Source organism: Catellatospora sichuanensis (assembly GCF_007483665.1).
In the GTDB taxonomy this organism is placed as follows: Bacteria; Actinomycetota; Actinomycetes; order Mycobacteriales; family Micromonosporaceae; genus Catellatospora; species Catellatospora sichuanensis.
Genome location: NZ_ML660192.1, coordinates 65,659 through 87,740 on the forward strand (window position 1 = coordinate 65,659; position 22,082 = coordinate 87,740).

The following is a 22,082-nucleotide window of genomic DNA, read 5'->3' on the forward strand; positions in this document are numbered from 1 at the left end:
ACCGTTACCCGATGCAGATGCGCTGCATTTGCACACTCCAGTTGCCACCGAACGGGCCGACCTCGCGTGCCACGATGCCGCCGCCCACAGGCAGCGGGGTGAGCGTAGCGATCGACGCGGCACCGAGCGCACCGGTGATCACGCCACCAACTGCGGACACCTGCGAGCCGACTGGGCAAGGAGCCCCGTTGCTGCCTTTAGGTGAGGTGGGGTTAAACGCGGAGGTGGCGCTCCAGTAATCGCTGATGGGCAGAGGATCAGCACAAACGGCCTGCGTCGTGAGCGTATAATTGCCCACGGCCGCATTGTCGTAGGCCGCAACGGACAGCTGCGTCATCGCCGCGTTGTAGGAGACCTCGTCAATGGACACGTTGCCGAAGGCGTCGGTCAGGAAGTAACCGCCGCCGACGATGTTGTCGCCCGCAGGGCAGGCCGCGGTTTGGAACTTGTCATTCATGTTGGAGGCAGACACCGTCTGCACCACGGACCGGTTGACGAGCGAGCCGGCTGTTGCACAGACGAGGGTGACCTCGACTGTCCAGGCCACGCCTGTCGGGATGGCCTCGATGCCAGAAGCGGTCCCGCCGCCGGCGGCATCGATGTAGGCACGAGTCAGAAGGACGTCACCAGCGCCATTGTTGACCTGCCCCATGACGCTGACGATGTCGTCACCGGCGGCGCATGCCGCGGAGATGTTCTTCGGTGAGTTGGCGTTGGCCGGGCTCACGGCATTCACCTGGTACAGGCCGATGAAGGCCTGTGCTGGAGTCGCTATCTGCAACATCGCGGCAGTTGTCGCGATGGTGAGTAGCGCGGCGAGTTTAATTCTCATGTGGGCCAGGGTCGGCACGGAAGTCACGGTCGCGTCACGGTACGGTCAGGGTGACCGTCGTTGATCCGCCATGACGCCACCGCGACGGCGAAACTGACGATGGCCTGGGAGAGTTGTTCACCCGATGCAGGTCGATGGGTGCGCCCGGCTTTTACTGCAGGTGCACCTCTGTGAGCACCGCCGAGGTCATCCCGGTCCTCACATGCCTGGCACACCCGGCTGAGCCAGGATGAGTTGATCACACTCGCGACCGGGGGCCCGGAAGGTCACATCATGATCTGACATCTGCTGCCGCCGGGAGACGCCCAGCACGGAGAAGCGCAGCTCCAGCGCCCCGAGCGCACGCTTGCGGCAGGGCTCGTCGGCGGGCGTCCGGATCCGCAGCGTGAACACCACCACGAACTCGCCACGGGGGTCGACCGCAGCAGGGAAGGGGCGGAGCTCACCGCCGGCAGTCTCGATCCGCGGGTCCTCGATGGTGATGACATCCGAGACGTCGTCGATACCGACGACGGTGACCGGGAGCGAGCTTGAGTTGCGCATCGAGAACCGGACCGGGTATCGGATGTCAGGGCCAGAGGCGTAGCTCATGTCCAGTTCACTGCTTCCAGTCCGGTGTTCCGCCGACGGCGGGTCGCCGAGGACGAAGTCACCAGGAACCAGCCCGTACAGGCGAGCCACCATCTGCCACGTACCGACGGTTAGCAACACCAGTACGGCAGCCCCGATCCGCAGCACGGTCGCCAGCCGTGGGGCCCGCCTGGGCATGGGCATGACGTCCCGGCCAAGAGCGTCGCCCGGCTGTGGCCATGTCGAATCGAAGTCCGATTTCACCTGAAGGGCCGGGTTCGCGCGCGCCGTAGCGTTCCACGACGCCGGAGATTCGCCTGGAGCACCGGTCACCAGGGGAGCTTAAAGAGGACCAGTGGACTGCGCTGCCCCGCCGACTGCTGACGGCAGCACACCACTGACGACTCCGGAACCTGCTCTTGACGGCACGTTCAGATCATCTTTATATTGGCCGTCATGGCAACGACGATGCGTGAACCCACATTCTGGATCCTCACAGCGTTGGCCTCCCAACCCCGGTACGGATACAGCGTGATGCAGCAGGTCGCCCAGCTGTCCGGCGGCGCCGTGACCCTCCAAGCCGGCACCCTGTACGCCGCCCTCGACCGGCTCACGGCCGAAGGGCTGGTCGAACTCGACCGAGACGAGATCGTGGACGGGCGCACCCGGCGGTACTACCGGCTGACCAGCGACGGCGCCGAAGCACTGGGCGTCGAGACCGAACGGCTGCGCCGCAGCCTGGAAGCGGCAACCAGCCAGCTCGCGGCACGCCAGCGCTTCGGCCTCGGACCGGCCGCCGCGCTTCGGGCGGCGTGGTGAACAGCGACCTGGCCCGGCGGTACCGGCGTCTGCTGGCCGTCTACCCGCCCGGACCACGCCGCGATGAGCTGCTCAGCACGCTGCTGGAAGCCGCACCCGCCACTCGCCGGTGGCCGACTGTGCGGGAGTCGACGAGTCTGCTACTCCACGGCGCCCGCGCCCGGCTCGGCCGGCCGGGCAGCATCGGCGTGGTCGTGTTCGCCATCCTCATGACGCTAGCCGGCGGTGGGCTCGGCGGTGCCGCAGGGGCGCGGCTCGGCTGGGAGGCCGCCCCGCCGCTGCCATCCGGCGCCGAGGCGCAGCAACTGACGGCGACCGTGTTTCCCGCCATGACGGTATGGGGCGGCGGTGATGCCGCGTTGTTCGTCCGGACCAACGACGGGGACGGCATCCAGTACGGATACGCCGACTACTGGGTCAAGCACACGCCGGCCACCCGCGACGTGGACACCTTCACCCACGCCGTCCGCGATCGCCTGCAGGCGGCCGGCTGGCAGATCCGCAGCGACGTCGCACCGGACCTCAATCCCGGCGACGAAGGCGACGAGCAGAAGAAGCGGTTCACCCGGACATTCTGGGCCACGCGCGGCGACCTGGCCCTGCAATTCTCCAATTTCTACTGGCCCGACCGCGCGGTCACCGAGTCCGACGGCGCGGCCCTGTTCCACCTGTCGCGCACCGAGCCTGCCTGGGCCGCGCCAGCCGGCGTGCTCGGCGCGCTGCTCGGCGCACTGATCGGCTGGGTACTCACCGCCTGGGTCAGCCGTCGCACTGAATACAGCCGACCAGCCACCCTGTTCGCCGCCACCACGTCCGGGTTCGCCCTGCTCCTCCTGCTGCCCATACTGCTACTGACCTACCTGCACCTGATCCTGGGCGGGTCGAAAACCTCGCAAGGGCAACCCGAACAGCCCTGGTGGGTCATGCTGCTCACCCTCGGCCACGGCCTGACCAGGACCGCCGCGACCCTAGGCCTGGCGGTCCTGGTCATGGCCGCCTGGCCGCGACGACACCGGCAGCCGGCGAACCAGCCACAGCGCCAGCCAGCCCGGCTGGCGGCCGGGAGCATGCCGGTCATGCCCGTCGTCGTCCTCACCTGCGTCGTCGTGCTCTGGGCCGCCGTGTCGGCCTCGCCAGCACTCACCGCGATCCTGGTGGTGGCCGGCCTCGCTGCCATCGGCCTCGCGCTCTGGCAGCGACACCGCGCGCGGCCAGCCCGACCCCGGCGGGATCCAGCTCCAATGCCATCCCGGCGCGCGACAGCCACGCCGCTCCTCGCGCTCGTCGCGCTGCTCGCTGTGCTCTGGGCCGGCGGCTGGGGGTGGGCCGCTGCCGTGCTGCAGACAGTTGACACGACCTTGGCTGGGTTGTCGCGGTGCGTTCCGACAGGTCCACCGGATGAATCGGACACGCACGCCAGTCCGCTCAGCCGCACCGCCTGGGTGTTCGTCAGCCCGCAAGCCACGCCGGCTCAGGTCAACCTGGTGCAGGACGCCATCCACCGGGTCACCGCGACAACCAGCTCAGCCGTCAACCGCGACCCGCGCTCGCGAGAATTCCAGACGGCGTACTGCGGCGACGCCCAGCTGCCCGAAGCGGTCGGCCGGACCCTGCCGTGGTATTTCACGGTCAATCTGACCAGCCCGGGCGCGTTTGCGGCACTCGTGGCCGAGGTCGCGAACGTACCGGGCGTCGTGGCGGTGCGACACGCCCCGCGCGGCGACTGGTGACCTTCCTCCGGCTAGCCGTTGAGCAGCGCCGACATCTCCCGTTGGAGGTGTCGGCGCCGCGTTCGCCAGACGGCCCAGTCGCACCTGGGGTTCAGGCAACGTACAGGCGAAAGGGCCAAGCGCCCCGCACCACCTCGGTGGGTTAGACGGGGACCGTCGGCCGGCAACGGCCGACGGCAACACGAGTGCTCACTAGAGTCCACTCAATTGCAACGGGTGACGACAGGGACAGCGCGAATGACGGGTTCCCGGTTACGGTCAGCGCGCCATGGCCGGGCGCTGAGGCAACGCCGAGGTGCATTGCGGCGTCTGCTAGGTGGCCGGCTGGATGCGCGAGTGAGGGGACCCGGTGCGCAAGAGACTTTTGATCTGCTTGATGGCTGCCGTCGTGGCGGCGGGAACGGCTGCAGGCTGTTCCGGCAACCAGACGCCGGCGGAGACGCCGGGTCTGGCGGCTCGAGGCACGGTGATGACGACGGTGAAGCCGACGCGGCAGGAGCTCACCAACCGGGTGAGCTTGACTGGAAAGGTGACCATCAACCCGGTGTTCGGGCTGGTCGCGCCGGTGTCGGGCCAGATCCGCTATCTGAACGTGCAGCCGCCGACGTCGACGCCGAAGAAGGCGACCCGGGTCGCGTCGGTGTGGAAGGGCGGCAAGGCCTACCACGTGACCGTACCGGCGGGGGCGGCGTTCGCCGGGCGGCTGGTCGACGACCGGTCGACGGTGCAGGCGGGGATGCCGGTCGTGTCGGCCAAGCATGTGGGTTATGCGATCGTCGCCGAGATCGACGGTGCGCAGGCATACAAGCTGTCGGCGGCGTTGACGGCGGTGCGCGCGCAGATCACGAATGGCCCCGGGCCGTTCGCGTGCAAGGTGCTGGGCACGATCGCGGCGTTGCCGTCAGGGACGTTGCCGGAGCCGCCCGCTCCCCCGGCGCCGGATCCGAGCGCGTCGCCGGCGCCTCCGGTGCAGAAGGTGCCGCAGCAGAACGTGCAGCCGTCGGAGGCGACCGGCATGCGGTTGGTCTGCCTCGCGCCGGCCGGGGTCACGCTGATCAACGGCGCGTCGGCGACGCTGGAGGTCATCACCGCCAAGGCGGCCAACGCGCTGGTCCTTCCGGTGGAGGCCGTGGCGGGTGGTCAGGGCAAGGGCCTGGTTGACGTGGTACGCCCAGACGGCACCCGCGAGACGCGGGACGTGGTGCTGGGGCTGACGGACGGGAAGGTCATCGAGATCAAGTCGGGGCTCACCGGCGAGGAGAAGATCGCGGTGCCTGGACCGGATCTACCGCAAGCGCAGCCGGAGAACAAGGGTCCGGAGGGCGTGATCAGCAAGTGACGCCGCTGATCGAGCTCGACGGCGTGACGAAGACGCTGAAGGGTCAGCAGGAGCCGCGCACGATTCTGTCTGGTGTGGACCTGAAGGTGGATGCCGGGGAGAGCGTGGCGGTGCTCGGCCGGTCGGGGTCGGGCAAAAGCACGCTGCTCAGTATCGTGGGATTGTTCGACCGGCCTGACGGCGGCGCGTACCGGATCGACGGCAAGGACATCTCGCGGATCCCGGAGCGCAAGGCGGCCGCGCTGCGCAGCGCCGAGTTCGGCTTCGTCTTTCAGCGGTTCTTCCTCCTCAAGCATCTGAGCGCGGCGCAGAACGTGGCGATGGCGCTGGTCAACGGGCAGGGGTGGCTGCCGCGGCGGCAGCGGCGCGCCAAGGTGATGGCCGCGTTGGAGCAGGTCGGCATCGCGCATCTGGCCAAGCATCGGCCAGCGAAGCTGTCCGGCGGCGAGCAGCAGCGGGTCGCGGTCGCGCGGGCCCTGGTACGCCAGCCGCGCATCCTGCTCGCCGACGAGCCCACCGGAGCGCTGGACACCGAGACCGGCAACCTGGTCATCGATGTGCTGCATGAGGCGACTACGCAGGGCCGGGCGCTGATCCTGGTGACGCACGACTGGGACCACGCCCGCAAGATGGGCCGAGTCCTGCGACTGGAAGACGGCAAGTTGCACGACGTCGACGAATACGAACACGCGCCCGCGGAGGTGGCCGCATGATCCGCCTGTCCGGCCGACTGCGGTCGGCTCTGATCATCGGAGGCCAGGGCATCCGGGCACGCAAGACGCGTACCCTCCTGTCGATCGTGAGCTTGTTCCTCGGCGTGCTGGCGGTGGTGGTCGTGCAGGCAGGCGCGGAGGCCGCGAACCAGGCGGCGCTCGCGGACATCGAGCTGCAGGTCGGCAAGGACGGCACCCGGATGATGTATGTCTCGCCAGAGAAGGCCGGCGCGATGGCGGCGGCGCTGGAGACGCTGAAGGGCCGCAGCGACGCTGTCGGCGTCATCGGCACCAGCGTGACCATCGGCGAGCCGGGCGTGAACCCGGTCAACCCCGGCGGCGCTCCGTTCGATCAGCAGGCCGGCGGACCTGACTACTATTACGGCGGCGGGCCTGGCGCGGAGATGATCTGCGACGAACGGGGGTGCAGGCCGGTAGACAAGGCGCAGCAGGGTGAGCAGACGCCGAACGGCCAGGCGATCGAGCTGCGGCTCTCCGCGCTGACCGGAGACGTGCTGCCGTTCCGGCCCTACCGGATGAAGTCCGGGCAGTGGCTCGACTTCACGAAGGTGCCGTCACTGTCGCCGGGCATCGTGGTCAACCTGGAGGCCGCCAAGGGTTTCGCCCGCTATCAGGTGCCGGCCGAAATGCGCATCTACGGCGCGAGCACCAACGCGACGCCCCGGATCATCGGGGTCGTCGACGACGGCGTGCCGATGCCGACGGCGTACACCCGGGTCGATGAACTGCTGAACTGGGTGCCGGCCTCGTCGCTGAGCATGATGGGCGGGGTGGAGACACTGCTCGCGCCGGACGCGTACGCCGTCGAGCAGACGTTGCGCGCCCGCCTGGTCGGCCTGGGTGTGCCCGCCGAACAGTTACGCGTCGAGCCGGTCAACGCCCGCAAGGCGATCGAGGAGCAGTTGCGGCTGGTGCGGCTGGTGTTCCTCGGGATCGCCGGGCTGGTACTGCTCATCGGGGTCGCCGGCATCCTCAACGTCGGCCTCGCGACGGTCGGCGAGCGGGTCGAGGAGTTCGCATTGCGGCGCGCGGTGGGCACCCCGCGGACGTTGCTGGCCGGGATCGTCCTGGCGGAGACGCTGCTGACCGGTTTGTTCACGGCCGCCGCGGCGATCGGGGTCGCCTCTCTCGCCTTGAAGGTCGTCGGGTCGATCCTCAGCGGACGTACGCCGATCCCGCTGGACATGGAGTTTCCGTGGCAGGCCGGTGTTGCGGGGATCGTCGCCGGATTGGTGGCCGGGCTGCTCGGCGGGCTGATTCCGGCGATCCGGGCGGCGCGCATTCCCATTGCCACGGTGATGCGCGCCTAGTGACGCGCATGCTGCGCCGTGCCGGGGCGTTTGTCGGCCGGCGGAGAACTGCGTGCGTTCTCCGCCGGCCTCCTGGTCCTCATCCGCGACGCCCCGCGTTAGAGGGTTATTCGGGCTGACTCCCGCACCTGTGGTGGCAATGAATCGTCGGCCGCGATACGGAAGAGGGCCTCACTGCTGCGGGCAACGGTGTCGTGCCAGCGCAGCATCGCCACGGCCTGCCCGGCGGCCACGCCGTGGCGCACGTACCGCTCGGCCAGTTCCATCGCCCACGGGGTGATACGGACGTGGCAGTCGACGTACATGCCGAGCCACGTGAAGACCTCGCCCGCGATCCAGGCGCTGATCCACGTCACCCACCGCCGGACGAACCGCTGCGCCTGCTCACCCTCCGGGTCCTGCGGAGTGCCGGGTATGCCCAGCAGCGCGCACTCCCGCATCGCCTCGGTCATACGCTCGCGGGTCACCTGCCGCGCGTACGGCATCAGATCGGACATGACCGAACGGACTTCAAGCCACGTGGGCGGCTCCTCGTCCTCGTCTCCGTCCCATGAGGGGGCGGGGGCGGGTTCCGGGACCGGTCCGGCGGGCGCGCATGCTTCCAGCACCGCCCGTGCGCGAGCAATGTTCTCTTCGGTCTCCGGCAGGCCCGACGGCCACTGGAAGCCGGACCCCCACGCGTAGGGCAAATCCCGCACACCGGCAGGCAGCAGAGGTTCCTCGCCGTACGCCTGTTCCCGCCCGCGGCTGTCGTAGCCAGGCCGCCGTATGGCGATGAGCCATCCCCGTGCCGACGCGCGGTGGTGTTCGCTCACCCCGGGGTCCCGCACCACGCGCAGCAGAGCCTTCTCGCCATGGGGCGTGCCGAGGGCATGGAGCAGGTGCACCGCGTCCTGAGCCGACAGGTCGGCACGGATGCAGCGCTCGGCCATCGCCGCGATGCACCGCCCGTCCTGCGGCTCCTGCTTCAACCACCACAGCACGTCATGGGCCCAGACCGACAGGACGGAGCGGGCCCATGTCCCGGGGATCCTGTCCGTCTGCTCCTCGATCCACCAGTCCGGCACAGACCCGGCTGCGTTCTCCGCCCATTCGCGAAGTACGCCGATGACGCCCTCCCGGGTGAGCAGGTCGGCTGCCGGCATTGCCTGCGCGAGCCGGTGCCCGCATTCCGCGCGGAACCGGTAGTAGAGTTCCCAGGATTCGTCGCTCCAGCCGCCGGGCGACGCCGGCGGCATGTCTGACAGCGCAGTGGCCAGCGCGCCCAGGGCTGCCTGCTCGTTGGCTTCGGTGTGCGGGAGTTCTTCCAGTATCCGCTTCCGCTCCGGGGTCAGGTCGTTCCACGGCGAAGGCAGTTCACGCATGGCCCGCGGCAGGAGATGGTGTGCGGTCACTTTCCGGCCACCCCCGTTCCTTTGCGTCATCGGCCGTGAGTCCAGGAACACCCAGTCGCCCATGATGATCGTCGGATCCTTCGACACGCTCGGAGGGTACGCCCGGCGCGTCCGACCCCCCCCAGATCCTGCCCTACGAGTCCCCGGGCATCGCGGGGCGCACCTCCGCCCACGGCGGGCCGCTGCCGGTGACGGCCCGCTCCGCCTCGGCGTCGCGGTCGCCGTTGAACCGCGAGGGCTGGTGTCCGGGCTTGTCGTCCACATTGATCGCGGACATCACGACGACCTTGCCGGCACCCTTATCGGCGGCCACGCGCAGGAGTTGCCGAGGTCAGCTGGGCCCTGGTGTGGCGCGCGGCAGGCCAGACACCGGCCAACCAGACGCGCTCCGCTGTCGTTTCGGATCCGCTGCAAGACCTCCACGACCGGCCGGGCGAGTATCCGGGTCGGGGATCAAAGGCCGCGCACGGTGACCCTGCCGGTCATCGGCACGATCACGGTACGGCAGGACACGCGCCGTCTGCGGCGCATGCTCGCCAAAGGCCGGGCCAAGGTCTTTTCCGCGACCGTCACGCACCGGGCGGGCCGGTGGGCGATGTCGCTGACCTGCGAAGCCGCCGACCTGCACGACGCCGTCCGCCACCAACCCGACACCCGCCCTGCAGGCTGGGTGGGCGTCGACCGGGGCCTGACCGCGTTCGCCGTGGCCGCCCGCGCCGACGGCACCGAGGTCCTGCGAGTGGAGGATCCGCCGCGGCCGGCACGGGCCGGAATGGCGCGCCAGCGGCGTCTGGCCCGCGCCGTCACCCGCAAACAGCTCGGCTCCAACAACCGCGCCAAGGCCGCGGCCCGGTTGGGCCGCCACCACGCCCGCGTACGTGCGATCCGGCAGCGTTTCCTGCACCAGGTCTCCAACGAGCTCGTCAAGACCCACGACCGGCTCGCCATCGAGACTCTCAACATCACCGGCATGCTCGCCAACCGGCACCTGGCCGCAGCGATATCTGACGCGGCATGGGGCGAACTGGCCCGCCAACTGACCTATAAGCAGCAGTGGCGCGGCGGACACCTCACCCCGGTCGACCGCTGGTACCCGTCGACCAAGACCTGCGCCCCATGCCGGACCGTGGCCCCGGCCATGCCCCTGGACCAGCGCACCTTCACCTGCGCCGTGTGCGGGTACCAGGCCGATCGGGACCACAACGCCGCGGTCAACCTCGCCATCTGGGCCGAGCAGCACCACGCCCAGGTCCGGGACCTCCACGCAGGGGGCCCGGTCACCAACGCCCGCCGAGGGGAAGGCTCTGGCCCGCGCACACGCGCAGGCGAAACCAGCCCCGATGACGCAGGAACCGCACCCACCCCACCCCGGGCCAGGCGCGGACGCCCGAGAAGGGCGCTGTCTCACCACTCCAACGAGTTATGAAACAGGCCGTAGTCTCCACTGATGCCGATGGAACGACCACCCACCGCACCTGCCTATACCCGCCGGACCGGAGCGAGCTTAAGTGGACACTGACGGTTGTGACTAATGAGGTGGAACGTGCCACGGCGGCGTTGCGAAACACGGCGCTGGATGGTCTGCCCGTCGAGGAAGAGTCAGGCAACTGTCTGATCGTCAGCGGTGTCGAGCCGGCTGATGTGCTGTCGGCGTGGCGGGCGGCCCGCGCCGTGCTGCCGATGACGGGCCGATGGCCCGTTTTCCGTTCGAGCGACCATAACGGTCTCGACCACCAACGTGAACCCACCAGTGACGACTTGGCGGAACTGGATGCCGCCGCGCGGACCATCGATCCCTGGTCGGCAGGGTACGACCCGTGCGACGACGAGGACGAGCCCCTGACCGTGGACGAGCTTTCCCTATTCGTGCCCACCTTCGAAGGTGTGGACCTCCAATCCGAGGCCCGGCGGCGCTTCGATGCCCCCACGATGTCGAGCGTGGACCGCTGGATCTACGACCGGGTCCTCGCAGATCCCCCACTGCTGGCTCAGGCCCTTGCCTACGTTGGACAACGGGCGAACGTGCAGTGGCGCCAGCCTTCGACGGTTGAGCTATGGCTGCTGCCCACACCGCACGCTCACCTGGCGGCGGGATGGGTGAGCTACCACGGGACGCTGGGCAGGCCGGACGTGTTAGCGGCCGCCCTGTGGCAGTGGCACCAGGCGTGGGGAGCAGAGCTGGTGGCTTCCTGGGGCTTGACCATTGACCTCACCACTGGTCGCCGACCCGCTGTCGGAGAGCAGGCGTGGGAGCTTGCCGGGCAGCAAAAGAGTCTCGCGAATCACCTGGAAGACGAGCAATGGATGGTTGCCCTCGCGCTGACACAACGCAACGAGTGGAGCCTGTACGACCGGCCGTGAGGCAGTGCCGGTCAGCGGTCCGAGGCCACAGCGGCACGATCGGCGCGGCCGCCCGGGGAGCCATAGCCGCAGCTTGTTGTGGAACACCAGGAGCAGGGTGCCATACGTCGTGGAACACTGACCAGCACGGCCAGCTCCCAGTACCTTCGGTACGCGGTGACGTCGCCAGCCTGCTCCGCGGCGACCAGGTAGCCGGCCCACTTCGTCGGCACAAATCCGACCGGGGCACCAGCGCGAACCTTGCGGGCGCCGGTGGCATTCAGCCCGGCCAGCATGCTCACCGCCTGCAGCAGCTGCTCAGTACCCGGGCCGCCGGCGAACTGGACCGCGGCCAGTACGGCTGGGGCGAACTGGCGAAGGTACGACATCGACGCGTCCAGCATGCTGACCTGCGTGCCGTCGGCGCGCCACTATTGGATCCTGCTACCACCGGGCAGGGTGGTAGCAGCAACAAGCAGGTAGCGGCGCCTTTCCCGCTCGCTACGAAGTCGATAGCGCAGGCGCACCACCAGCCCGATGAGGGAGATTGTCGAACCCATCAGGCCGACCATGACGTACACAGCGTCCGAGGTGATCACGAGCTTCCTTCCCACTAGTTCCGTGTACTTGTTAGTGGGGTTGAGACCTGCCGCCGTGAAGGAGCTGTCGCGCAAACTTCGGACGGCGAAGATGATCCGTGTATGACCAGCGGGCCGAGAAATGACGTTCCAGCGCAGCACGTCATGTCGCTGAACGCCGAACTATCGGGCGTGGAAGAGTTGGCGGCACTGTGCCTGTACCTATCGGAGTAGGACGGGACACGGAGCAGCGGCGATGACGAGGCGGATCGACTTAAGGCCAAAAGAGGCAGTTGCTCGTCTAGCGGGCCCTCCAACTGGCGGTTCTTCCTCGAGGTTCATGCGCCGTCGGCGCTCGACCCGCGCCTGGCCGCCGACACGGCGTGCTTGCCATCGGCAGAAGTGGAGCGATTCCTGTGCGCGATCGGCCGGCTGCTCGTCGACGCGGCTCTGCGCGACGTACGGATTGCCGATTTCGCCGGGTCCGTCCGGTGACTGTCGCGTCGCGTCCTTCCGATCACGACATGCGCGATGTTACCGATACAAATAATCTGCCCCTGGCGGTGGCATTGCATTGATCGATATGATATTTACGATGTATGGCGCCGCCGTATCCGTTTAACAGTGACATCAAATTGCACGAACTGACGCCCGAACAAGCGCGCTTGGCGCAGCAGATCGAAATCGAATGGCCTGGTGAGCAACGAGCCACCGCGCCCGCTGAACGGGCCGCGGCGGAGGCCGCGATCGCTGGGCTCTACCAGATCGTGGGCGCGAAGGTGCCCCGGTTCGTCTGGGTCGACTCGCCGGGCGGCGCCCGCTATGTGTTCGGCGACTGGATCGGCTCAATGGGCTCAGCGATAGTCCCGCGGCTTGCCGATGATGATGCGTCGGCGCGCGGGCATTGGCTGCTGCGGCGGCTCGGCGGGCACTGCATGGTCGATCCGGGCGGGCTCGGAAATCGCTACCGCGACCCGCCGTCCTCTTCAAACCGTTTCCGGCGCAGGTGGGATGAGCGGTTAGGTCTTTGGGCAGAGCTGCTTCGCTCCTGCGGTGGTTGGTGGCCGTGGGAACGGGTGTGCGTCATTTCTGAGCGTCCCGTAGAGATCCATGCCGAACCGTGGCCACGTCGCGGTGACGGAGCCGTGCGATTGCACCGCGCGGACGGCGCCGCCATGACCTATCGCGACGGCTGGTCCCTCTATGCCTTGCACGGCAGGTGGGTACCAGAGGACATCGTCACCGGCGCACGCACCGGGACGCCGGAGGCGCTCACCTCGGCCACCGATGTCGCTGCGTTGATCGCGGACAGTGGCTCAGAGGCGATGGCTGATATCGTCGGCCGGCTCCGCGGCGCAGACCTTCGGGGTGTGGTCTTCCCGACGGGTACCGATCTCCAGGGTGCCGACCTTGCCGGAGCCGACCTGCGCTTTGCCGATCTCTCCGATGCCGGCGGGGTGGGGTGCGTCGGCGCCGAGCTTGCCGGTGCCAACCTCGCCGGAGCCGATCTGCGCCAAGCCGATCTCGGCCCGGTCGTGGATCTCCGCCGAGCAAACCTCAGCGGTGCCGACCTCTCCGGCCAATCTCTCACCGGCGCTCCCGAAGTTGGCATTTCGACGCTGGCCGGCGCGATGCTACACGGAGCCGACCTGAGCGGCGTGGCCCTCGTTGCCGATCTCGGTGGAGCAACCTGGAACACGGCCACCCGTTGGCCCGCCTACGCGGCGAGCCGGATCCGGGAGCTGTCAGACCAGATGGCCGACGGCACCTTCCGAGTGAGCGGTGAGAGACAGATTGTCAGCCAGCACACGATCCGACGTTAATATGCGGGTCGCATCGATTCATACGTATCCGGTGAAGGGGTGTCGCCGGATGGACCGCGACACGGCACGGGTCGAGCCGTGGGGCCTGGACGGCGACCGGCGCTGGCTGATCGTAGACGAGCACGGGCTCGGCCTGACCCAGCACCAGCACCGGGAACTGGTGACGATGCGGGCGGTGTCTCGGACCGGCGGGTTGACCCTGGACGCTCCTGGGCTTGCCCCGCTAGACCTGGCCGAACCGACCGAGGGTGAGGCGATCGAGGTCCGGGTGTACCGGGATCGGCCGCCCTCACCGGTACGCGCCGCCGGCCCCGAGGCGGACGACTGGCTTGCTCGGCTGTTGGGGCGGGCCGCTCGGCTGGTCTGGCTCGGTGACCCCGCGGGCAACGTCGTTCCCTGGCCGGTTGCGGCCGGGTCCGGTGCCGAGGTGAGCTTCGCCGACGGGACTCCGCTGCTGCTGACCAACACCGCGTCGCTAGACGCGTTCAACGGCTGGTTGCTGGAGTCGAGCAGCACCGAGGGGCCGCTGCCGATGAGCCGGTTCCGCGCCAATGTGGTGGTCAGTGGTGCTGCGCCGTGGGCCGAGGGCGAGTGGGTCGGTCGGCGGATCAGGATCGGTGGGGCCGTGTTCCACGGCAGCAACGAGTGTGTCCGCTGTGTGGTCGCGACGATCGATCAGGAGACCGGGGAGCGGGGGCGGGAGCCGCTACGGACGCTCGCCGCACGCCGGAACATCGACCAGAAGCTGCTCTTCGGTCTCCAGATGACGGTGCGGGCCGAACCGGGCGGGCCTTTCGGCGAGGGTCGGACAGTCAGCGTCGGTGACACCGTGGAAGTGCTGGACTGACTGGGTCGCTCATTGGCGCATCAACGACGAAGGCCGACCCCGGTGAGTTGGCGGACCTGGATCGTCGACCACGACACGGCCGGTTCCCACGAACCCGGGATGCGGCCACGCTCCAGGGCCGAAAAGGACCCTGAGGCTCCCGGCGAGGAACCGTCAAAGTTCGCCGGAACCCACGGGTGCCGACCGTGGCCGAACGGCGCTCAGTCCAGGTCGACCGGGATCGGGTCGAACGACGTCCCATCCGCCGGGCCTACCTCGTGCAACTGCCCGTCCTGCACCAGGTACACGAAATTCTCGCGGGTCCGCGCGGCGAAGTCGGCCCGCTGCTCCTCGGTCCAGTCGTCGCGGTGGGTGCGGGGGTACTCGGCGTAGTCCGGTTCCGTCAGCAGCCGGATCACGTAGACGGCGTTGGCGCGCACCTCGATGCGCCACCGATCGTCGGGCCACTCGCCCTCGGCCTCGATAACGCCGTCGACGAAGTGGTCGAAGGTGAACCTGTCCAGCGCGGGCGGATATACCCGGCCCGCCACCGGGTCGACCCGCTCCCGCGCCCCGGTGGCGTCGGGCTTCAGGAACGTACGCACCAGGTACTCCATCCAGAGATCGGCTTCGTAGAACTTCTCGTTCTGATTCCAGTTGATCGCGGTGCCGTCGGCGGTCGGCGCCCACTTGCACCAGTACCCGGGTTTGTCTGGGTCCGGGGCGCCGTCGATCTCGTCGCCGTAGCCGAGGGCGTAGGGGCCGGTGGACCGGGGCTCGTGCCTGGTCTCGGCGAACGCCAGCAGGTAGTCGATCTCGTGCTGGTTCAGCGCAGGAGTGATCGTCACCTGGCCAGTGAACGTGGTCTCGTAACCCACGGCGGTTCCCCTTCCAGCGGTCGGGTCCAGACAGAGCTGGAATGTGGTGAAACGGGCCACGGCAGCACACCATGCCACACACCACCGACAAGCAACCCGCCACCAGTACATACCCCCAACCGGCGGAGCGGCATCAGGCTCACAACGACCAGCACACACCGATCACTTTTGAAACACGCCGTAGCTTGTTTTTCACCTGTACGCCGAGGCCTTGGGGTGGTCGATTTCCTCCTCTTGGCCTCGGCGCTATTGATGTTCGTCCTGACGATGTGGACGTCGATCCAGTTGATCTAGCAGTTGATCTCGGCAGCGTTCCGGGTCTCGACATCTTCACGGTGGAGCAGCTCCTGGGGCGCCTCCCAGCGGGCGGCGGAGATCGATCGGCTGCGTGCCGGCGTTGACGCGGCACGCGAGGAGGAGGCTCGGACCCGCTCGGCGCCGGACGAGGCGGCCGAGGCCGAGCAGCGGGCCACCCGCGAGCTGGCCGAGCTGGAGAAGGAACTCACCGAACTGCGGTGGCGACGCGACGACGCCCGAGAGGAACTAACGGGCCTCCGCCTGACCCGAACCACCGCGCAACGGGCCCGTGACGCCGCCGAGCGCAAACTCGCGCAGGCCGAAGCCGCGCTGGAAGCGAGATTGTCTTCGGAGTCGTGACCGTCGGACGGCTCGATGATGAGTGGTCGTGCCCGGGTCACTAGGTCCTAAAGGGATTGAAAGGCCAGGACTCTGGCGGTGTCGGGCGTGTTATCGAAACGTTACGAAATTGACCGGCAACAATCTGACCACAACTTCGGTGGCGGCGCTAATTTGTTCAAGGCGTGAACTATTACCCCCCGACTGGTCTTCGGCGAGCCGCGGCGGGCTCTGCAGTCCTGTCCAGACATTGGAGTCCTCGTGTCCTTACAACGTCGTAGCCGCACCCATCCGAATATCAGAGCGCGATCTCTCCTCGGTTCGGTACTCGCGCTCACCATGACCGTGATCGCGCTTGCCGTCGGGCAGTCGCCCGCGCAGGCCGCGCCGGCAACCACCAATCAAGCCAACGCGGCGCTTGCTCCGTTCTCGGTGCTGGTCTTCTCGAAGACCGCCGGGTTCCGGCATGATTCCATTCCCGCTGGTATCGCAGCGATCCAGCAGCTCGGCGTCGACAACGGGTTCACGGTTGCCGCGACGGAGGACGCCGGCGCGTTCACCGACGCCAACCTCGCGCAGTACGCGGCGGTGATCTGGCTGTCGACCACCGGTGATGTGCTCGACGCCGCTCAGCAGGGGGCCTTCGAGCGCTACATCCGTGCTGGTGGCGGTTTTGCCGGCGTGCATTCCGCATCGGACACCGAGTATGGCTGGGCGTGGTACGGCAGTCTGGTCGGCGCGTATTTCTCGGCGCACCCGAACAACCAGCAGGCGACCATCAAGGTCGAGGACCCGTCGCACCCGTCCACGGCTTCTTTGCCGGCGCAGTGGTCGCGGCTCGACGAGTGGTACAACTACCAGGCAAACCCGCGCAGCAAGGTGCATGTGCTGGCCAGTCTGGACGAGCGGTCCTACTCGCCGGGCACCGGTGCGATGGGCGCCGACCACCCGATCGCGTGGTGCCAGGATTATGACGGCGGCCGGTCCTGGTACACCGGTATCGGTCACACCATCGCGTCGTACACCGAGCCTTCATTCCTGGCTCACCTGCTCGGCGGCATCCAGACGGCGGCCGGCGCGCTCGACTCCGACTGCAGCGCGTCGCTGACCAGCGGGTACGAGAAGGTGACGCTGGACAGCAACACGCAGAATCCGATGGAGCTCGACATCGCACCGGACGGCCGGGTCTTCTACATCGAGCGTGACGGCCGGGTACAGATCATCAAGCCCGCCACCGGCACCACGGTGACCGCGGTTGACCTGGATGTCTTCACCGGCAACGAGGACGGCCTGATCGGAATCCGGCTGGACCCGAACTTCGCCACCACCAACTGGGTCTACCTGTACTGGGCGCCCAACGATGGTGTGACGCGTAACCGGATCTCAAGGTTCACGGTCAGCGGCGACAGCATCGACCTGGCCAGCGAGAAGGTTGTGCTGGAAGTGACGACGCAGCGCACCACCTGCTGCCACGCCGGCGGTTCGATGGTATTCGACAGCGCCGGCAACCTGTACCTGGCCACCGGCGACAACACCAACCCGTTCGAGTCCGACTCGTTCACCCCGATCGACGAGCGTGCCGGGCGCCAGAACTATGACGCCCAGCGCACCTCCGGCAACACCAACGACCTGCGCGGCAAGGTGCTGCGCATCCACCCGGAGGCGGACGGCACGTACACCATCCCGAGTGGGAACCTCTTCCCGCAGGGTACGGCGTTGACCCGGCCGGAGATCTTCGCGATGGGCTTCCGCAATCCGTTCCGGATCGGCATCGACGCGAAGACAAACACGCTGTACGTGGCCGACTACGGCCCGGACGCGGGCGCGACGAACCCGAACCGTGGTCCGGAAGGGACAGTCGAATGGAACATCGTCCAGCCCGGCAACTACGGCTGGCCGTACTGCCACGGGGCTAATTATGCCTACAACGACTACACCTTCCCGAGCGGACCGGCCGGCGCGAAGTTCGACTGCGCGGCACCGGTCAACAACTCGCCCAACAACACGGGTCTGACCAACCTCCCGCCGGCGGTCAGCGCCACCGTCGACTACGACTACAGCGGCAACGCGCTGTTCCCGGAGCTCGGTGGCGGCGGCGCGCCGATGGGCGGGCCCGTCTACCGCTACGACCCCGACCTCGTCTCCGAGCGCAAGTGGCCGGCGTACTACGACGGCAAGGCGATGTTCGGCGAGTGGAACCAGAACAAGATGTACGCGTTCCAGGTCGCCGCCGACGGCAAGTCGCTGGTCGACATCAACAACATGCTCAGCGGCATGACCTTCCTGCGGCCGATGGACTTCGAGTTCGGTCCGGACGGCGCGCTCTATCTGATCGAGTGGGGTACCGGATTCGGCGGCAACAACGGCGACTCCGGGATCTACCGCATCGACTACATAGCGGGCGAGCGGGCCCCGATCGCGGTGGCGACCGGCACGCCGGACTCCGGACCGGCGCCGCTTTCGGTGCAGTTCTCCAGCGCCGGGTCGCGTGACCCGAACGGCGGGGCGCTGAGCTACGCGTGGACGTTCGGTGACGGTGGCACCTCCACCGTGGCCAACCCGTCGCACACCTACCCGGCTGCCGGTAACTACACGGCGCAGCTGACGGTCACCAACACCGCCGACCGTTCGGCTGTCGCGAACGTGACGATCACGGTCGGCAACACGGCGCCCACAGTCACCATCTCGTTCCCGCCGGACGGCGGCTTCTTCGAGTGGGGTGACCAGGTCAAGTACACCGTCGCGGTGACCGACCCGGAGGACGGGACGATCGACTGCTCGCGGGTGACCCTGCAGTACTACCTGGGTCACGAGCAGCACGCGCACCCCCTGCAGTCGTATACCGGGTGCACCGGCACCGTGCAGACGTCGCTGGCCTCCGGTCACGGCGCTGACGCCAACGTGTTCGCCGTGTTCGAGGCCAGCTACACCGATGCCGGTGGAGTCGGCGGCTCCAACGCGTTGACCGGCAGGGCGATCGAACAGCTGCAGCCCAAGCGCAAGCAGGCCGAGTACTTCACCGCCACCGGACGGGCTCCGGACGGCGTCGGCGGCGGCGACCCGGGCGTGCAACTGGAGACGACGACGGACACCGCCGGCGGCTTCCAGAACATCGGCTTCATCGAGGACGGCGACTTCTGGTCGTACGCCCCGGTGAACCTGACCGGTATCGACGCGCTGCGGTTCCGGGTGGCGTCGAACGCCGCTGGTGGACGCATCGAGGTACGGGTCGGCGCGGCGGACGGGCCGGTGCTCGCTACCGCGACAGTGCCGGGCACCGGCGGCTGGCAGACCTTCACCGATGTCACGGCGACGCTGAGCAGCCCGAGCACGGTGACCGGGCCGCTCTTCCTGGTAGCGAAGAACCCGGCAGGCGACACCGGTACGGGTTCGTTGTTCAACGTCAACTGGGTCGACTTCCTGGGACGCGGCGTGACCGACAACGCGCCGCCGGTGGTCACCGCGTCAGCGACGCCTACCACCGGCACCGCGCCGGTGCTGGTCACCTTCACCGGCTCGGCGACCGACGCCGAGGGCGACAACCCGCTGACCTACCTGTGGGAGTTCGGAGACGGCGCTACAGCCGGCACCGCCAACGCCACGCACACCTACGCCACCCCCGGCACGTTCACGGCGACGCTGACCGTGTCCGATGCGCGCGGCGCGAAGTCGTACGCCAATGTGGTCGTCAGGGTTGAAGCGCCGAACAACGCCTGCCTCGGCGCCCGGTCGGACAACTTCGACGGCACGGCACTGGACAAGGGCCGCTGGTCGACAGTGGTTCGGGAGAACCAGCTCTACTCGGTGGCCGGTGGCACGTTGCTGCTGCCCACCGCGGTCGGCGACCTCTACGGCACCCGCAACGACGCGACCAACCTGATCCTGCAGCCGGCGCCGGATGGTGCCTGGCAGGCGACCACCAAGGTGTCTGTCACCGTGGCGGCCGACTACCAGCAGGCCGGCTTGATCGTGTACGGCGACGACGAGAACTACGCCAAGCTGGACCTGCTGTACGGAGGTTCCAGGAAGTTCGAGTTCATCCGGGAGACCGCCGGGACGCCGCGCAACGGCGCCGCCGACGCGGTCAGCGCCCCGGCAGAGCTCGGCAGCACGGCCTACCTGCGGTTGATCAGTGACGGCGTGAACCTGACGGCGGCCTGGTCAGCTGACGGCGTGACGTTCGCGCCGGTCGGGCAGTCGGCCGCGCTGGCCGGCATCGTCAACCCGAAGGTGGGCATGTTCGCCCTGAACGGCGGCACCACCGCGCCGGTCGTCGACGCGGCGTTCGACTGGTTCCAGGTCACCCCGGACGCTCCGGCCGGGCCGATTGACCCGTCCGACGAGTTCGACGGGTCAGCCCTGGACCGGTGCAAGTGGAACGCGGTAGTCCGCGAGGACACCAGCAAGTACCGGGTCGCCGGCGGCAAGCTGGAGATCGATGTGCCCAACGGGGACATCTACACGGGTAACAACACCGGGCCTACCAACTTCATCCTGCAGAACGCGCCGTCCGGTGACTGGACGCTGGAGACGAAGGTGGACGGCAGCCAGCTCAACGAGCAGTACCAGCAGGCAGGCCTGATGGTCTACCTCGACGACGACAACTACCTGAAGTTGGACTACATCGTCGACAACACGGCCGGCTCGCCGGTCAGCCGGCGGATCGAGTTCCGCAGCGAGATCGCAAGTGTGGTGCAGAACCCGCAACCCGGAATCACCAGCCTCACCGGCGCGGTATGGCACCTGCGACTGGCTCGGGCGGGCAGCGTCTACACGGCTTCCTACTCGGCGGACGGCACCACCTGGACGGCGCTGGAGCCGTTGACCAACACGGTCGTAGGTGACACCCCCAAGGTCGGGCTGTTCACGCTCGGCGGCAACCAGACGGCGTCGAAGCCGGCAAGCTTCGACTACTTCCGGTTGACCACGCCGGGCACCGGTGACACCACAGCGCCGGTCACCACGGCAGCGGTAACCGGCGCGGCCACCGCCGGCTGGTACACCGAGTCGCCGACGGTCACCCTGACCGCCGCCGACGAGGCAGCCGGCAGCGGCGTCGCGAGCACCGAGTACCAGCTCGACAACGCCACGACGTGGACCGCCTACACCGAGCCGGTGCTGATCAGCGGGACAGGAGCGCACCAGCTGCGCTACCGCTCCACCGACACCGCAGGCAACGTCGAGCAGGCCAAGACCGTCGAGGTGAAGGTCGACGCCACGGCGCCGATCACCACAGCGACGTTCGCACCGGCCAACGACGACGGCTGGCACGCCGGGCAGGTGCCGGTGGTGCTCGCCGCCACCGACGCCGGTGCCGGCGTGGCCAAGCTGGAGTGGTCACTGGACGGCGGGTCGTGGACGCCCTACACCGAGCCTGTCAACATCGGCGGCGACGGGCAGCACGAGCTGCTCTACCGGGCCACCGACGGGGCCGGCAACGTGGAGACGATGAAGTCCGCCATCCTGAAGGTCGACGGCAACCAGCCGACCGTCATCGTGGCAGGGTTGGCCGACGGCCAGCTCTACGGCGACAGCCAGGACGTCCGGGTCACCTTCCAGGCCGTCGATCCGACCTCTGGCATCGCGTCAGTCGTCGGGACGCTCAACGGCGCGTCGTACGCGACCGGGACCCTGCAGGCCATGTACGAGCTGCGGCTCGGCCTGCACGAGTTGACGGTCACCGCCACCGACAAGGCCGGCAACAAGACGGTCTCGACAGTGCGGTTCTACGTGACAACCTCGCTCCGGGACATGCAGAACCTGCTGGACCGGTTCAAGGCGACCAGCCGGCTGTCGGCCAACGCGCACAAGAAGTTGACGACCAAGCTGACAGCGGCCCGCCAGTCCGAGGCGAACGGCAACGACGCCAAGGCCATCAACCAGCTCAAGGAGTTCCGCGCGCTCGCGTTGAACACCTCGCTGGTGCCCGAGGCCGAAGTCCGGGCGGTACTCGTCCGCGACACCGATGCCATGATCATCAGGCTGGGCGGCACACCGCCGACCAACGCCGGGGTCAAGGCCAACGGCGGCACGTCACTGGCCGGCGGCGGCCGGCTGGACGGCGACGTTGTCCGCATCGGCAAGAACGGCCGTCTGAGGTAGACAAGCACCATCTGGTACGAGGTCGCGCCGTCACGAACTCCGTGGCGGCGCGACCTCGTACACCATGGATTCCTGAGCGGCGAGGCATCCGATGGGTTGCCATCGAGCCCCGCCGCAACGGCCGGTACGCGGTCATCAGCGACATGATCTACTGGCCGGCCACCCGGACCT

17 protein-coding genes and 1 pseudogene are annotated in these 22,082 nt (G+C 68.2%); 11 read left to right on the top strand and 7 right to left on the bottom strand.

The window, feature by feature from the left end; all coding sequences use genetic code 11:
• Nucleotides 1–4: 4 nt before the first annotated feature.
• Together FLL47_RS13595 and FLL47_RS13600 are read right to left on the bottom strand one after the other, a co-directional pair.
• Nucleotides 5–832, bottom strand: a complete 828-nt coding sequence (locus tag FLL47_RS13595) for a hypothetical protein (protein WP_144120878.1) — start codon at nucleotides 830–832, stop codon at nucleotides 5–7.
• Nucleotides 833–1,030: 198 nt separating this feature from the next.
• Nucleotides 1,031–1,735 carry a hypothetical protein gene (locus FLL47_RS13600; protein ID WP_144120879.1) on the bottom strand — a complete coding sequence of 235 codons (705 nt, stop codon included), beginning with the start codon at nucleotides 1,733–1,735 and terminating at the stop codon, nucleotides 1,031–1,033.
• Between the two features lie 123 nt (nucleotides 1,736–1,858).
• Between FLL47_RS13600 and FLL47_RS13605 the strand changes: the two genes are divergently transcribed.
• From FLL47_RS13605 to FLL47_RS13625, 5 genes are all read left to right on the top strand, one after another.
• The gene (locus FLL47_RS13605) at nucleotides 1,859–2,221 is read left to right on the top strand and encodes a PadR family transcriptional regulator (protein WP_186315715.1); all 363 of its coding nucleotides are present in this window, start codon (nucleotides 1,859–1,861) and stop codon (nucleotides 2,219–2,221) included.
• 188 nt (nucleotides 2,222–2,409) lie between these two features.
• Nucleotides 2,410–3,951, top strand: coding sequence for a hypothetical protein (locus FLL47_RS13610; RefSeq protein WP_144120880.1), 1,542 nt, complete (start codon nucleotides 2,410–2,412; stop codon nucleotides 3,949–3,951).
• Between the two features lie 469 nt (nucleotides 3,952–4,420).
• Complete coding sequence (locus tag FLL47_RS13615; protein WP_246157883.1) at nucleotides 4,421–5,290, top strand: efflux RND transporter periplasmic adaptor subunit; 870 nt, start codon at nucleotides 4,421–4,423, stop codon at nucleotides 5,288–5,290.
• Nucleotides 5,287–6,003, top strand: coding sequence for an ABC transporter ATP-binding protein (locus FLL47_RS13620; protein ID WP_144120882.1), 717 nt, complete (start codon nucleotides 5,287–5,289; stop codon nucleotides 6,001–6,003). The genes FLL47_RS13615 and FLL47_RS13620 overlap by 4 nt, the downstream gene beginning before the upstream one ends.
• Nucleotides 6,000–7,334, top strand: coding sequence for an ABC transporter permease (locus tag FLL47_RS13625; protein WP_144120883.1), 1,335 nt, complete (start codon nucleotides 6,000–6,002; stop codon nucleotides 7,332–7,334). Before FLL47_RS13620 ends, FLL47_RS13625 begins: the two co-directional genes overlap by 4 nt.
• A gap of 98 nt (nucleotides 7,335–7,432) precedes the next feature.
• Here the strand turns inward: FLL47_RS13625 and FLL47_RS13630 are convergent, their stop codons facing one another.
• Together FLL47_RS13630 and FLL47_RS42900 are read right to left on the bottom strand one after the other, a co-directional pair.
• Nucleotides 7,433–8,815 (bottom strand): hypothetical protein, encoded by a 1,383-nt coding sequence (locus FLL47_RS13630; protein WP_144120884.1) that lies wholly within the window; start codon nucleotides 8,813–8,815, stop codon nucleotides 7,433–7,435.
• A 46-nt stretch (nucleotides 8,816–8,861) separates the two neighbouring features.
• Nucleotides 8,862–9,005, bottom strand: a complete 144-nt coding sequence (locus FLL47_RS42900; RefSeq protein ID WP_186315716.1) for a hypothetical protein — start codon at nucleotides 9,003–9,005, stop codon at nucleotides 8,862–8,864.
• A 192-nt stretch (nucleotides 9,006–9,197) separates the two neighbouring features.
• Here FLL47_RS42900 and FLL47_RS13635 point away from each other — a divergent pair, with 192 nt between their 5' ends.
• Nucleotides 9,198–10,154, top strand: coding sequence for an RNA-guided endonuclease InsQ/TnpB family protein (locus tag FLL47_RS13635; protein WP_144120885.1), 957 nt, complete (start codon nucleotides 9,198–9,200; stop codon nucleotides 10,152–10,154).
• 98 nt (nucleotides 10,155–10,252) lie between these two features.
• The gene (locus tag FLL47_RS13640; RefSeq protein WP_144120886.1) at nucleotides 10,253–11,089 is read left to right on the top strand and encodes a hypothetical protein; all 837 of its coding nucleotides are present in this window, start codon (nucleotides 10,253–10,255) and stop codon (nucleotides 11,087–11,089) included.
• Nucleotides 11,090–11,202: 113 nt separating this feature from the next.
• Here the strand turns inward: FLL47_RS13640 and FLL47_RS13645 are convergent.
• Both FLL47_RS13645 and FLL47_RS13650 read right to left on the bottom strand, forming a co-directional pair.
• A pseudogene (locus tag FLL47_RS13645) lies at nucleotides 11,203–11,490 on the bottom strand (hypothetical protein); the annotation flags it as partial.
• Nucleotides 11,491–11,499: 9 nt separating this feature from the next.
• On the bottom strand, nucleotides 11,500–11,808 hold the full coding sequence (locus tag FLL47_RS13650; protein ID WP_144120887.1) for a hypothetical protein: 309 nt from the start codon (nucleotides 11,806–11,808) through the stop codon (nucleotides 11,500–11,502).
• 437 nt (nucleotides 11,809–12,245) lie between these two features.
• On the opposite strand from FLL47_RS13650, the gene FLL47_RS43615 reads away from it, so the two are divergent.
• Together FLL47_RS43615 and FLL47_RS13660 are read left to right on the top strand one after the other, a co-directional pair.
• A complete protein-coding gene (locus FLL47_RS43615; protein WP_222106066.1) occupies nucleotides 12,246–13,469 on the top strand; it encodes a pentapeptide repeat-containing protein in 1,224 nt (407 codons plus the stop codon).
• Nucleotide 13,470: 1 nt separating this feature from the next.
• A complete protein-coding gene (locus tag FLL47_RS13660) occupies nucleotides 13,471–14,316 on the top strand; it encodes an MOSC domain-containing protein (protein WP_144120924.1) in 846 nt (281 codons plus the stop codon).
• Nucleotides 14,317–14,516: 200 nt separating this feature from the next.
• Here the strand turns inward: FLL47_RS13660 and FLL47_RS13665 are convergent, their stop codons facing one another.
• Nucleotides 14,517–15,143 carry a hypothetical protein gene (locus FLL47_RS13665; RefSeq protein WP_186315717.1) on the bottom strand — a complete coding sequence of 209 codons (627 nt, stop codon included), beginning with the start codon at nucleotides 15,141–15,143 and terminating at the stop codon, nucleotides 14,517–14,519.
• A 327-nt stretch (nucleotides 15,144–15,470) separates the two neighbouring features.
• Between FLL47_RS13665 and FLL47_RS13670 the strand changes: the two genes are divergently transcribed.
• Both FLL47_RS13670 and FLL47_RS13675 read left to right on the top strand, forming a co-directional pair.
• Entirely contained in the window at nucleotides 15,471–15,830 is a 360-nt protein-coding gene (locus FLL47_RS13670) for a hypothetical protein (protein WP_144120888.1), read from the top strand.
• A 318-nt stretch (nucleotides 15,831–16,148) separates the two neighbouring features.
• Nucleotides 16,149–21,911, top strand: coding sequence for a ThuA domain-containing protein (locus FLL47_RS13675; RefSeq protein WP_144120889.1), 5,763 nt, complete (start codon nucleotides 16,149–16,151; stop codon nucleotides 21,909–21,911).
• The last annotated feature ends 171 nt before the right edge of the window (nucleotides 21,912–22,082 follow it).